The sequence below is a fragment of the Hydrotalea sandarakina genome (genome assembly GCF_003254115.1).
Classification (GTDB): Bacteria; Bacteroidota; Bacteroidia; order Chitinophagales; family Chitinophagaceae; genus Hydrotalea; species Hydrotalea sandarakina.
Map to the genome: position 1 here is coordinate 251,391 of NZ_QKZV01000003.1, position 12,674 is coordinate 264,064.

The 12,674-nt window shown below is 35.2% G+C and carries 13 protein-coding genes; 8 read left to right on the forward strand and 5 right to left on the reverse strand.

Annotated features, from left to right (window positions below; all coding sequences use genetic code 11):
* Positions 1–81 precede the first annotated feature (81 nt).
* The 3 genes from LX80_RS06290 to LX80_RS06300 are packed head-to-tail and all read left to right on the forward strand — an operon-like array spanning position 82 to position 3,871.
* Positions 82–1,338, forward strand: coding sequence for an MFS transporter (locus LX80_RS06290; RefSeq protein ID WP_111294365.1), 1,257 nt, complete (start codon positions 82–84; stop codon positions 1,336–1,338).
* A 2-nt stretch (positions 1,339–1,340) separates the two neighbouring features.
* Entirely contained in the window at positions 1,341–2,864 is a 1,524-nt protein-coding gene (gene treA / locus LX80_RS06295) for an alpha,alpha-trehalase TreA (protein ID WP_111294367.1), read from the forward strand.
* Between the two features lie 11 nt (positions 2,865–2,875).
* Positions 2,876–3,871 carry a LacI family DNA-binding transcriptional regulator gene (locus LX80_RS06300; protein WP_111294369.1) on the forward strand — a complete coding sequence of 332 codons (996 nt, stop codon included), beginning with the start codon at positions 2,876–2,878 and terminating at the stop codon, positions 3,869–3,871.
* Here LX80_RS06300 and LX80_RS06305 read toward each other — a convergent pair.
* From LX80_RS06305 to LX80_RS06315, 3 genes are read right to left on the reverse strand one after another with little or no spacing between them, the layout of a single operon-like run.
* On the reverse strand, positions 3,863–4,765 hold the full coding sequence (locus tag LX80_RS06305; protein WP_111294371.1) for a glycerophosphodiester phosphodiesterase: 903 nt from the start codon (positions 4,763–4,765) through the stop codon (positions 3,863–3,865). The genes LX80_RS06300 and LX80_RS06305 overlap by 9 nt on opposite strands.
* The gene (locus tag LX80_RS06310; protein WP_111294373.1) at positions 4,752–5,390 is read right to left on the reverse strand and encodes an FMN-binding negative transcriptional regulator; all 639 of its coding nucleotides are present in this window, start codon (positions 5,388–5,390) and stop codon (positions 4,752–4,754) included. Before LX80_RS06310 ends, LX80_RS06305 begins: the two co-directional genes overlap by 14 nt.
* A gap of 57 nt (positions 5,391–5,447) precedes the next feature.
* Complete coding sequence (locus LX80_RS06315) at positions 5,448–6,530, reverse strand: Mrp/NBP35 family ATP-binding protein (RefSeq protein WP_111294375.1); 1,083 nt, start codon at positions 6,528–6,530, stop codon at positions 5,448–5,450.
* A 233-nt stretch (positions 6,531–6,763) separates the two neighbouring features.
* On the opposite strand from LX80_RS06315, the gene LX80_RS06320 reads away from it, so the two are divergent.
* The 3 genes from LX80_RS06320 to LX80_RS06330 all read left to right on the forward strand — a co-directional run bounded on the left by LX80_RS06320 (position 6,764) and on the right by LX80_RS06330 (position 9,187).
* Positions 6,764–7,441: a carboxypeptidase-like regulatory domain-containing protein gene (locus LX80_RS06320; protein ID WP_111294377.1), complete on the forward strand. Its 678-nt coding sequence runs from the start codon at positions 6,764–6,766 to the stop codon at positions 7,439–7,441.
* A gap of 28 nt (positions 7,442–7,469) precedes the next feature.
* The gene (locus LX80_RS06325; protein WP_111294379.1) at positions 7,470–8,360 is read left to right on the forward strand and encodes a 3-hydroxyacyl-CoA dehydrogenase family protein; all 891 of its coding nucleotides are present in this window, start codon (positions 7,470–7,472) and stop codon (positions 8,358–8,360) included.
* A 71-nt stretch (positions 8,361–8,431) separates the two neighbouring features.
* The gene (locus LX80_RS06330; RefSeq protein ID WP_111294381.1) at positions 8,432–9,187 is read left to right on the forward strand and encodes a YdcF family protein; all 756 of its coding nucleotides are present in this window, start codon (positions 8,432–8,434) and stop codon (positions 9,185–9,187) included.
* Here the strand turns inward: LX80_RS06330 and LX80_RS06335 are convergent, their stop codons facing one another.
* Entirely contained in the window at positions 9,188–9,796 is a 609-nt protein-coding gene (locus LX80_RS06335) for an IMPACT family protein (RefSeq protein WP_111294383.1), read from the reverse strand.
* Positions 9,789–10,841, reverse strand: coding sequence for a bifunctional diaminohydroxyphosphoribosylaminopyrimidine deaminase/5-amino-6-(5-phosphoribosylamino)uracil reductase RibD (gene ribD / locus LX80_RS06340; protein WP_111294385.1), 1,053 nt, complete (start codon positions 10,839–10,841; stop codon positions 9,789–9,791). Before ribD ends, LX80_RS06335 begins: the two co-directional genes overlap by 8 nt.
* Between ribD and prmC the strand changes: the two genes are divergently transcribed.
* Entirely contained in the window at positions 10,823–11,746 is a 924-nt protein-coding gene (prmC, locus tag LX80_RS06345) for a peptide chain release factor N(5)-glutamine methyltransferase (protein WP_111294387.1), read from the forward strand. The genes ribD and prmC overlap by 19 nt on opposite strands.
* Positions 11,747–11,776: 30 nt before the next feature.
* Positions 11,777–12,673 (forward strand): ABC transporter ATP-binding protein, encoded by an 897-nt coding sequence (locus tag LX80_RS06350; protein ID WP_111294389.1) that lies wholly within the window; start codon positions 11,777–11,779, stop codon positions 12,671–12,673.
* Position 12,674: the final 1 nt, after the last annotated feature.

A 12,674-nucleotide genomic window follows, 5' to 3' on the forward strand; every position in this document is an offset into this window, starting at 1 on the left:
TGCGCTAAGTGCATTTTTTTTAAAAGATTTAGCCAATATGTTCTAAATTCACTTTTCAACCAACCACTAAACAAAAGCCATATGCATTATTGGAAAATTAAATTGTCCATATTTATTAACTATTTTGTTTTTGCCATTTTATTGAATAGTGTAGGCACGGTTATTTTACAAGTGCAAAACAATTATGGGGTAACACAAGGCGCAGCTGCTGTATTAGAGCCCTTTAAAGATTTAAGTATTGCAATTGTTTCATTTTTGGTTTCCTCATTTATTACAAAAATTGGATATAAAAAATCCATGCTAATTGCTCTGGCATTCATTTCAATTGTGTGTTTCATAATGCCATATACCCACAGCTTTTTAGCAACCAAATTATTGTTTGCTGCTATCGGTGCCAGTTTTGCGTTGATTAAAATATCGGTTTACAGCACTATAGGCCTGGTAACACAATCAGAAAAACAACATATTAGTTTAATGAATTTTGTTGAATCTTTTTTTATGGTGGGTATTTTAGCAGGCTACTTTATATTTAGTTATTTCGTTAATGATAAAGACCCCCATTCTACATCGTGGCTAAAAGTATATACATGGTTGGGCGGTTTTACAACTGTTGCATTTTTATTGTTATTAACAGCAACACTTGACGAATCAAAAGCTCAACATGAAATACAAAAAGAAACATTGTTACAAAGTTTTATTGCAATGCTTCAATTAATAGTATCACCTATTGTATTAATATTTATTGCCTGTGCATTTTTTTATGTATTAATTGAACAAAGCATTATGAGCTGGCTGCCCACTTTCAACAGTCAAGTATTAAAACTGCCCACTACTTTAAGTATAGAAATGGCCAGTATTTTAGCCGGTTCTACAGCAGCCGGACGTTTTGTGGCAGGGCTTTTATTGAAAAAACTAAATTGGTTTGTTATTCTTTTAATTTGTTTAATTTTAGCGGCTACGCTTGTATTAATAGCCATGCCGTTGGCAAAAAATAGTGATGGACATGAAATTACCGGTTGGGGAAATGCTCCTTTAGCTGCTTTTGTTTTTCCGCTTATTGGTTTATTAATTGCACCAATTTATCCGGCAATTAATTCGGTAATATTAAGCACTTTGTCGGTTGAGAAACAAGGTGTAATGGCCGGATTAATCATTATATTTTCTGCTTTAGGTGGCACAACAGGATCATTAATAACAGGAAATATTTTTCAATATTATGGCGGTTCAGCAGCCTTTTATTTTTCATTAGTTCCAATAACCATATTGGCCATTTGCTTATTCATTTTTAGAAGACTTCAATTGAAATATAAACAAAGTAGCGCTGTGTTCAATTCATAAACATGAACCCTATGCAAATTAACCATCAATTGTTAAATATAGAAGAACTTGGATCATTGTATATAGCTGTTCAACAAAGCAACTTATTCAGCGATTCAAAATTTTTTGTAGATGCAATTCCTTTGCACCCAATAGAAGAAATTCAACAAGCATACCATCTTGAAAAAGATAAACCTCATTTCAACTTATTGAATTTTATTAAGCAACATTTTAGTTTACCTGCAGAAAGCCATCAAGGGTATCAATCTAACAATAAACCTATTGATATACACATTTATGAATTGTGGAATGTACTAACCAGGCAACCGGATGAAGCGGCCGGCACACTTATTCCTTTACCTTATCCTTACATTGTACCAGGTGGCAGATTTAGAGAAATTTATTATTGGGATAGTTATTTTACCATGCTGGGTTTAAAGGAACACAACAGGTGGGACATCATTGAAAACATGATAAAAAACTTTGCTTATTTAATTGAAAAATTTGGACATATTCCTAATGGTAACCGCACTTATTACTTAAGCAGATCGCAGCCCCCATTTTTTGCACTTATGGTAAAATTATTAAGTGAAAAAAATGGATTACAAAGTTGTATTGAATACCTTCCAATAATTGAAAAAGAATATGCTTATTGGATGGATGGTGTTGAGACACTTAACCAACCCAATACAGCATATAGAAGAGTTGTAAAACTTTCTGAATCCTATATTTTAAACAGATACTGGGATGATAGTGATACACCCAGACCGGAGGCATATAAAGAGGATACCCATTTAGCAAAAAATTTGTCGGATGACAATGCCCGATTATTGTACAGAAACATTAGAGCAGCTGCTGAATCGGGTTGGGATTTTTCAAGCCGTTGGTTTGCCAATGCCTATGACATGTCTACCATTGAGACAACCGATATTATTCCCATTGATTTAAACTGCATTTTATTCAGCGTTGAAAATATAATGGCAGAATTATATACGTTTACCAATCAAACCGATAAAGCTAAAACAATGTTGGCCAAAGCAGAACAGCGTTCACAAGCCATTGAATATTTCTGCTGGAATGAGGAAAAAAATTTTTATTTCGATTATCATTTTATTCATCAACAACAAAAAGATACTTATTCATTGGCAGCTATGTATCCCCTATTTATCAAAATAACTAATAAGGATAAGGTTGAAAAGATAATTGAGGTTCTAACAAAGCAGTTGTTAACAACATCAGGCGGTGCACTAACTACCAACATTGAATCGGGACAACAGTGGGATGCACCTAACGGCTGGGCACCTTTACAATGGATAACTTACGTAGCATTAAAAAACTATTCACAAAACAAATTAGCCTTACAATTAAAACAAAATTGGATGGCTCAGAATGAAAATACTTACCAACAAACCGGTAAGCTAATGGAAAAATACAATGTAAAAAATACCAATATAAATGCTGGTGGTGGTGAATATCCTACGCAAGATGGTTTTGGATGGACAAATGGTGTTTATATTGCCATGCTAAATGACCAATTGATTTTTTAAATGATTTATCTATGGCACAAACCAGTACATTAAAGCAACTGGCACAAATTTTAAACATGAGTATTTCTACGGTATCTCGTGCTTTAAAAAACCATCCGGACATTGCAGAGAAAACCAAGCAAAAAGTAAGAGAATTGGCCGCTTCGCTGGAATATGAACCCAATGCATATGCTATTCAATTGCGTACTAATGTAAGTAACGTACTGGGTATTATGATACCCACCATTACCAATTTCTTTTATGATACTTTTATTGCTTCAGTTGAAGAAGAAGCGCGTAAAGCAGGCTACTCTTTACTCATTATGCAATCGGGTGAGAGTAGTGAGTTAGAATTAAATAATTTAAAACTGTTGAAGAAAAATCGGATATCGGGACTGTTTGTTGCAGTAACTAAAGAAAACAATGATATATCAGCATTTGAAAAATTAGAAGAACAAAATATTCCGGTTGTATATATTGACAGAGTACCACATGCCGATAATTGTAATAAAATTTGTTTAGCAGATAAGGAAAGTGCAACAATGGCGGCACATGCACTCATTCAACACAACAAAAAAAACATATTGGCTTTATTTGGTTACCCCAACTTAACTATTACAGAAAAACGATTAGCAGCTTTTACCCAAACCATTAATGAGTATGCACCAAAAACAAAGGTTCATTGCCGTTTCCCCGATCAAACCAAAGCTGCCAAAAAAGAAACTTTACATTTTTTAAATGCGCAACAAAAACCGGATGCCATATTCTGTATGGGTGACCAGATTTTAATGGGTGCCATGCAAGCACTTTATGAAAAGCAAATTGACATTCCAAAACAAACAGCAGTAATCAGTATTAGCAATGGTTTCATTCCCACCTTATTTAAGCCTACCATTACTTATATAGAAACAAGCGGACAGAAACTTGGCAAATATGCTTTTAAACGTATGATGGAATGTTTGAATGGCGATGCTTCATTCAAAGAAATTGTAGTACCCTCTATTCTGGTACAAGGGCAATCACTTTAATTGTGCATACAAATTAGGGTAATCGCTAATTAACCCATTAACACCCATATTTTTCAATTTTTGCATAGTGGGTAAATCATCCACTGTCCATGGTATTAATGCAATACCCATATCATGACATTGTTTTACTAATAAGGGTGTAACCATTGTATAATCGGGGGAATATATGGTAGGTATAAATCCTAATTGTTTTAATTGCCCTGCAAAATTTAAAGTTACCGGTGGTTCAACCAAAAGTGCTGTTTTTATGGTTGGGTAATGCTCGTGCAAATATTGTAAAGTTCTTATATCAAAAGATTGAATGATGACCCTCGATGCAATTCCTTTTTGCTCAATAACTTGCATAATTAATCGTACAAATGTTGCAGGATCGGGATGATAAATACCATCCGTTGAGTCGGTACTTTTGGTTTCAATATTATATTGTACAGGTGGTAAATGATGCTGTTGAATGTATGCTTCCACTGAATCAATAACAGTACTTAATAAAGGCTTATGTACTTTTATTTTTTGTTGTTGTGGAAAGCGAGGATAGTACTTAGAACCCACATCGTATTGCTGTGTTTCAGCATACGTCATTTTATAAATATTCAATTGTTTTTGATCGGCCTTTGTTAAGTTTTGCCCATTCGGACCTAATGAAAACTCGTAATTGATGTAGGGATCATGACTAATTAAAACTTGACTATCTTTTGTAATTACCGCATCCATTTCTAGTGTAGTAACACCTAAGTCAAGTGCTTTTAAAAAAGCAGGAATTGTGTTTTCGGGCATTAAACCGCGGCAGCCTCGGTGCCCTTCTTTATCAAAAGGCATAACGGTATGGGTTTGCTGTATTTTGGCAGATGTGCATGACATGAATAACAATAAAAAAAACCATCTATTTATTTTCATACAAACGATTTCTATTTTGATCCATCATTTCCTTGGCCAATTGTTGTTGCTGAGGTGTTCCATTTTGTAAATGCTGCACTACTGAATGAAATGTTGCATCATCCTTATTCTGACTTAACTTAAATACATGTTCGTAAGCAGCTATTTTAACTTCAAATGCAACAATGGCTTTCATGTTCGCTTTTAAATAATCATCAGGAATTTTTACCACATCATTAATACTATCGGCTTTACCCTCAAAAAAACGTGTTTGCTGCAATAACACATTATACAATGCAGCCTCATCCAGCATTCGCATGTAGCCTGTGGCATGAACTGCCATATAATTCCATGTGCTTGCTTGCAATGGCTGAGTGTACCAACTTGCACTCACATAACTATGTTCGCCTTGAAAAATAATCAATACCTTATTATTTTTTTCAAAAGCTTGTGTATGCATTTGCTTGCGCATTAAGTGGCCTGTAATAACAATATCTTCTTCATTATGATTGACCAAAACCGGCACCTGTGTGGCAACAGGCCAACCTTCATCAGTAACGCCACAAATAGTAACAAAAGGATGCGTTTGCATAAAAGCAAGTACATCCTTTTGTTCTAACGCCTTAAAATAAGGTACATTGTACATATAACAGAATTAATCACCCATGCTTTCGTCAAGCATTGCAGCCGTTTGTAATTTCATTTAAACAACGGCTGTTGCTGCTGCTTTAGCATTCTTAATGGCAATATTTCTAATGGCAATATTGGTAATATTTCTAAATGCTTCTTGTGTAATAGTATCATTGCTTACCATTGCGGGCAATCCGTTATCACCCCCTTCACGAATAGTTTGTACAATTGGAATTTGCCCTAAAAATGGCAGTTCATATTCTTCAGCCAATTTTTTTCCACCTTCCTTACCAAATAAATAGTATTTATTGTTAGGTAGTTCTGCCGGTGTAAAATAGGCCATATTCTCAACTAAACCAATAATAGGCACATTTACCTGCGCTTGTGAAAACATAGCAATACCTTTTTTAGCATCGGCTAATGCTACGGTTTGTGGCGTAGTTACAATAACAACCCCGGTTACCGGTACGGTTTGTAATAACGTTAAATGTATATCGCCGGTTCCCGGTGGCATATCAATAACCAAATAATCTAATTGCCCCCAATCAACATCAGTTACAAACTGCTTTATAGCACTACTAGCCATAGGGCCACGCCATACTACTGCATCTTTTTCGTCAATTAATAATCCAATACTCATTAATTGTATGCCATATTTTTCCAAAGGAACAATCATTCCTTTGCCATTTACTTCGCGCATCATAGGACGTTGACCACGAACACCAAACATAATAGGTACACTAGGGCCATAAATATCAGCATCCATTAAACCCACTGCAGCACCATTTTCAGCCAGTGCTAAAGCCAGGTTGGCTGCAACTGTACTTTTACCAACGCCACCCTTGCCACTAACTACGGCAATAATATTTTTAACACCGGCCAATAATTGCATGGCATCTTTTCTATTTGAGGTGGTATGCGCATCAAAATCAATTTGCACCAAAGCATCCTTATTTACATGAGTATGAATGGCGTCTTCACAATTTTTTCGAAGCATTTCTTTTAAAGGGCAGGCAGGTGTAGTTAACACCAAGGTAAATCGAACATTATTCCCATCAATTGAAATGTTACGAATCATATTTAAGGTAACTAAATCTTTCCCCAAATCGGGTTCCTGCACATGGCTTAAGGCTTTTAAAATATCGGTTTCTTTCATCACGTAAGTATTTGTTAAAAAAAACAATGTTTTTGCAAAGTTAGCCCCCTTCCCCCTTACTTTGTTAGGAATTAAATGGCAACGTTTGGGTTATTCCCTGCTTTAAAGTATAAACATAAGCGCACTAAGGTTAAATTAAGCCTATACAATTGGTGAAGCAAAGCATAATTTATACTAAATTGCAACATAGCTGAACGTATATTGCACCGAAAATTATTTACCAGATTTTTCGAATGAAAAAAACTTTACAATATTTTTTGCTTGCCTTCGGGGCGTTATTGTTAATGCCAAAACTACATGCACAAATTAGTAAGGCACCCAAAGACTCCGTTATTCAACTTTATGGTGTGGTAATGACTTCAGATAGTTTAAAAGCTATTCCATCAACCAGCGTTATTGTAGATGGAAAAGGAAGAGGAACTATTACCAATTATGATGGTATATTTTCAATTGCAGTATTGAAAGGCGATAGAATTACCTTTTCGTCTATAGGTTATAAAGATAAAACCTACGAAATTCCCAGTAACTTAACCGATAATCAATACAGTTTAATTGTTCTTTTAGTTAGCGATACCAACTATTTACCCGCCGCTATTTTAAAACCAAGGCCTACTCGTGAGCAATTTGAACGCGACTTTGTGAATACCGTAATTCCGGACGATCAGTATGAAATTGCCCGACAAAATACGGATGAATCGAAACGACGTGCACTATTAGCAGCTTTACCTGCCGATGGGCGTGAAGCAGTGAATTATCAATTAAGGCAACAAGCTAACCGCTATTACTATCAAGGTCAGTTACCCCCTCAAAACATATTTAATCCATTAGCCTGGGCCGATTTTATTAAGGCTTGGAAGCGAGGTGATTTTAAAAGCAAAAAGTCTTCTTCATCCGACTCGGGTAGCTATTAACTATAGGGAAGTATAAAACACGAACATTATGGAAAATATATCAGTGATTGGCGCTGGCACCATGGGCAATGGCATTGCACATGTGTTTGCACAGAATGGATTTAAAGTATCATTAATTGATGTACAACAAGCCCAACTGGATAAAGCATTAGCCACAATAGCCAAAAATTTAGATCGCCAAATTGCTAAGGGAACTATCACAGATGCCACCAAAGCTGCAACACTTAGCAATATTTCCACTTTTACTTCAATAGAAAAAGGTATTGAAAATGCAGCATTGGTTGTGGAAGCTGCTACTGAAAATATTGACATAAAACTCAAAATTTTTCAACAAATTGATGCGCATGCACCTGCAAATGCCATTTTAGCTTCCAACACTTCTTCTATTTCTATTACCAAAATTGCTTCGGTTACTAAACGCCCCGAAAAAGTAATTGGCATGCACTTTATGAATCCTGTACCGATAATGAAGTTGGTTGAAATTATTAATGGCTACAGTACCCATGCCGATGTTACGAATACTATTATTGCATTAAGTACCCAGTTGGGAAAAACACCCTGTGTAGTAAACGATTATCCGGGATTCATAGCCAACCGCATTTTAATGCCCATGATTAATGAAGCTATCTATAGTTTGTATGAAGGTGTTGCAAATGTTGAATCTATTGATACTATTATGAAATTGGGAATGGCTCACCCTATGGGCCCTTTACAATTAGCCGATTTTATTGGGTTAGACGTTTGTTTAAGTATTTTAGAAGTTTTACATAAAGGATTAGGGAATCCCAAATATGCCCCTTGTCCATTATTAATTAATATGGTTACTGCCGGTAAGTTAGGGGTAAAATCGGGCGAAGGCTTTTATGTGTACACACCGGGCAGTAAAGAATTGATTGTGAGCAATCGCTTTCGACATTAATACGAATTAAGCTTATATTTAAAACTACCTATTCAGGTAGTTTTTTTATTTTCAATCTTCATTCAAAAAGCATGTTCTTCTTACTATCCAAACTCTTATACTTTTTACTTTCACCGCTAACCTGGTGTGTTATTGCAATACTTATATATTTTCTATCGAAAACACCACTTATTAGAAGGTGGGCAAAAATAATTGCAATTGTTATTTTTTTAATATTTAGTAATACCTACCTGTATAACCTTACAGAAAGATACTGGCAAATAAACCCAATACCTTTACATCAGCACGTTGAAGCGGGAATTGTTTTAGGCGGATTGATAAGCTTTAATCAACAACACCAAGGATTTTTTAATGGTGCTGCTGAACGATATACTGCTGCATTACAATTATATGAAGCAGGTTATATAAAAAAGATTATTGTAAGCGGTGGCTCGGGCTTGTTACTTGATACAACAGATAAAGAAGCAATATTTTTAAGACAACAGTTTTTGAATGCAGCTGTGCCTGATAATGCTATTTTGGTTGAAGATCATTCGCGGAATACCTATGAAAATGCATTGTTTACAAAAAAATTAATTGAACAAAATAAATTACAACCTCCCTTTGTTTTAATTACCTCAGCAGAACATATGCGAAGAGCTTTAGCCGTATTCCATCAAGCAGGCATATCGGTTATTCCCTATCCGGTGAATTATAATGTATTACCTCATGGAAAAAATAACTGGTACGATTTCATCATCCCCAACTTGTGTAACTTTTATAAATGGCAAGATTTATGGAAAGAAATGATTGGCTATGCGGTTTATCACATTACACATAAATTGTAATTATAGAGCAGTTATTTCTACGCCTTGTAAATCATTCAATTTAAATAGCACTTCATTTTTTCTTACTTTAGGAATGCCCAACTGCATGTAGCAGAACAATTGAGTATCTTGTTGAATAATGCTGCAATTGTATTGTTTAACAATAAGCATTACATCATTCATTGCGGTATAATTAAAGTGCAAACTGTAGTTTTCTAAAACAGCACATTGAATAATGGGTACCATTTGCAAAGCCAATGCTGCAGCGGATTTATACGCATTAATTAATCCGGGAATTCCCAACAAAGTACCACCAAAATAGCGCACCACCACCACCAACACATTGGTTACTTGTTTACTGTCAATTTGGTTTAAAATTGGTTTACCTGCCGATCCCGAAGGCTCGCCATCGTCATTCACACGAAAATCATTTTTATCAAGCCCCAAACGATAGGCATAACAATAATGCACCGCTTTGGGATGTTCTTTTTTTAATTGAAGAAGATAATCTTTTACTTGTTCTTTATCTTTCAACGGATAGGCAAAAGCTAAAAACTTGCTACCACGATCTTTAAATTCGGCAGTAGCCGTTTGTTGAATAGTAAAATAAAAATCGGGTGAATCACTCATGTTCTGCAGGGATAAAATATTCAATAAAATCGTTTTGCAAAATTTGGGAATAAATGTATTTAGCACCAATCAATGAGGGGGCTTTAAGCCCATCACTAATGCTAAGGGTAGTATTGGTAATAATGCGTGCTTCATCCCATAAACCGGCATCAATCAATTGTTGTAACAAGTTAGTTCCACCTTCTACCAAAATACTTTGAATATTTTCTTGATAACAAGCTTCCAAAATAGCGGCTAACGTTGGTTTTTTATTATCCCATTGTTTGAAATGTACATTATTTTCAGAAACTGTTTTGTGCTGATTCCATACCCAGGTAACCTGTCCATCATTCAACAATTGCAAGTGATTTGGTAAATTAGCATGTGCATCAATGACCATTCGTATAGGTTGAGGTTTACCGGGCCAATATCGATTGGTTAATGCGGGATTATCTGCAATTGCCGTATTTCTTCCAACTAAAATGGCAGCTTCTTCACTACGCCACTCATGCACCATTCTATTCGTTAATTCGTTTGAAATATACATTCGATCCGAACTTTTGCCGGCAATAAAACCATTATTTGATTGTGCCCATTTCAAAATAATATATGGTCTTTTTTTTGTATGATAAGTAATAAATCTTTTATTCAATGCCTTACACTCGTTTTCTAACACGCCTAGCACTATTTCAACACCGGCTTGTTTAAGCTGTTCAATTCCCTTTCCATTAACTGAAGCGAAGGGATCTTGCATACCAATTACCACTTTGGGAATTTTGTGTTGAATAATAAGCAAACTGCAAGGCGGCGTTTTACCATAATGGGCACAAGGTTCAAGCGATACATATAAAGTAGCTTGTTGAATGAGATGGCGATTTTCGGGCTTCACGCTATTAATACAATTTACTTCTGCATGAGGGCCACCATATTGCCGGTGAAATCCTTCACCAATTATTGTATCATCATACACCAAAACAGCGCCTACCATTGGATTGGGTTGCACCCGACCGGCACCCATTTTAGCCAATTGCAAACAACGCTGCATATATGCCTCATTCCATTCCATATTCTAACACTAGTTGCGCAAATGTAGCAGAAATGGTGGTATTTTGCAGCATGACTATTAAAACCGCCTACCAACAATTGGTTTTGGCTTTATTTGAAATATATGATGACCGCGAGGCTGCAAACATTGCCAACTGGGTTATTGAAGCTGTAACAGGTTTCAATAAAATAAACCGCATTATGCACCCCGAAATAAATTTAAGCAGCAGCCAGCAAAACTTATTAGAAAACTATACCGCCGAATTACTGCAACACAAACCGGTTCAATATGTATTGAAGCAAGCTTGGTTTTGTGAATTGCAGTTTTATGTAAATGAATCAGTATTAATTCCAAGACCGGAAACTGAAGAATTAGTGGCATGGATATTAGAAGATACGAAAGGATTAAATGGCAATATTATAGATATTGGTACAGGCAGCGGCTGCATTGCCATTGCATTAAAAATACAAAATCCTGCACTAAATGTAACAGCAATTGATATTAGTGAAAAAGCATTGGAAGTTGCAGAACAAAATGCAGAACAAAACCGAGCTGACGTTCAATTTAAAAAAATAAATATTTTAAATAAAGAAGAATGGGCTGCATTACCTGAATTTGATTGGATAGTTAGCAACCCACCCTATATAACTTTACACGAACAAAATGAAATGCCCATTAATGTGGTAAAATACGAACCCCATCAAGCACTATTTGTACCCGACAATGAGCCTTTAATATTTTATACTACAATTGCAGTTTTTGCCAAAAAACATTTGAAAAAAAATGGTTGTATTTTTTTTGAAGTACACGAACATTTTGCCAATGCAACTGAGCAAGCATGTATTAATATGGGTTTTAAAACTGTTTTAAGAAAAGATATGCAAGGAAAAAACCGCATGTTAAAAGCAATTAAATGTTTTGAATAGAAAAAATAGTATATTACTGCAAATAATTGCATGGAAAATATTCTTACTACAACCAATATTTCAAAAAGTTATGGCCCGGTAAAAGCACTCAACAATTTGAATATTGAAGTGCCGAAAGGTTCCATATTTGGCATTTTAGGACCAAATGGCAGTGGCAAAACAACTACGCTAAGCATATTATTAGATGTATTAAAGCCCGATACCGGTACATATTGCTGGTTTAATAATCCTAATGATATTTATTATAGGAAAAAAATTGGCACTTTACTTGAAACGCCTAACTTCTACCATTATTTATCAGCAAAAGATAACCTAAAGATTACTGAAGCCATCAGCGGCAGAGGAAATGAAGCAGATATTGACAAAGCTATTGCAATGGTAGGATTGCATACAAGAAAACATGATAAATTCAGCACTTACAGTTTAGGCATGAAACAACGGTTAGCCATTGGTGCAGCATTATTAGGAAATGCGGATGTGCTTGTGTTAGACGAGCCTACCAATGGACTTGATCCGGTAGGAATTGTAGAAATTAGGAATCTGATAAAACAGTTAGGAGAACAAGGTAAAACCATTATTATGGCCAGCCATTTATTAGATGAAGTTGAAAAGGTTTGTACACATTTTTGCATATTGAAACATGGCAATTTACTTATTAGTGGTCCTGTAAAGGAAATTTTAAGAAATGAGGACATATTAGTGATTGAAACTGAAAATATGGCTGCTTTACAACAACTACTAACTACTTTACCTCATTTCATTGAATTAAAACAACAAAAAAGTTTTTGTGAAATTTACTTTAAAAGCAATAGTATTTCACCCGCTGAATTTAATGCTTATTGTTTTAATAACGGTATAGTATTGTCGCATTTAGAAGTTAAAACTAAAAGCTTGGAAGAAAAATTCTTTGAATTAACTGAAAATTAGG

What these genes read in the sequence shown, in the direction of transcription:
- LX80_RS06310 (WP_111294373.1), bottom strand. Translation starts at nt 5,390, where the DNA reads ATGTACAATGTACCTTATTTTAAGGCGTTAGAACAAAAGGATGTACTT.
- LX80_RS06300 (WP_111294369.1), top strand. Translation starts at nt 2,876, where the DNA reads ATGGCACAAACCAGTACATTAAAGCAACTGGCACAAATTTTAAACATG.
- LX80_RS06350 (WP_111294389.1), top strand. Translation starts at nt 11,777, where the DNA reads ATGGAAAATATTCTTACTACAACCAATATTTCAAAAAGTTATGGCCCG.
- treA (WP_111294367.1), top strand. Translation starts at nt 1,341, where the DNA reads ATGAACCCTATGCAAATTAACCATCAATTGTTAAATATAGAAGAACTT.
- LX80_RS06305 (WP_111294371.1), bottom strand. Translation starts at nt 4,765, where the DNA reads ATGAAAATAAATAGATGGTTTTTTTTATTGTTATTCATGTCATGCACA.
- prmC (WP_111294387.1), top strand. Translation starts at nt 10,823, where the DNA reads ATGCCTCATTCCATTCCATATTCTAACACTAGTTGCGCAAATGTAGCA.
- LX80_RS06335 (WP_111294383.1), bottom strand. Translation starts at nt 9,796, where the DNA reads ATGAGTGATTCACCCGATTTTTATTTTACTATTCAACAAACGGCTACT.
- LX80_RS06325 (WP_111294379.1), top strand. Translation starts at nt 7,470, where the DNA reads ATGGAAAATATATCAGTGATTGGCGCTGGCACCATGGGCAATGGCATT.
- LX80_RS06330 (WP_111294381.1), top strand. Translation starts at nt 8,432, where the DNA reads ATGTTCTTCTTACTATCCAAACTCTTATACTTTTTACTTTCACCGCTA.
- ribD (WP_111294385.1), bottom strand. Translation starts at nt 10,841, where the DNA reads ATGGAATGGAATGAGGCATATATGCAGCGTTGTTTGCAATTGGCTAAA.
- LX80_RS06320 (WP_111294377.1), top strand. Translation starts at nt 6,764, where the DNA reads ATGAAAAAAACTTTACAATATTTTTTGCTTGCCTTCGGGGCGTTATTG.
- LX80_RS06290 (WP_111294365.1), top strand. Translation starts at nt 82, where the DNA reads ATGCATTATTGGAAAATTAAATTGTCCATATTTATTAACTATTTTGTT.
- LX80_RS06315 (WP_111294375.1), bottom strand. Translation starts at nt 6,530, where the DNA reads ATGAAAGAAACCGATATTTTAAAAGCCTTAAGCCATGTGCAGGAACCC.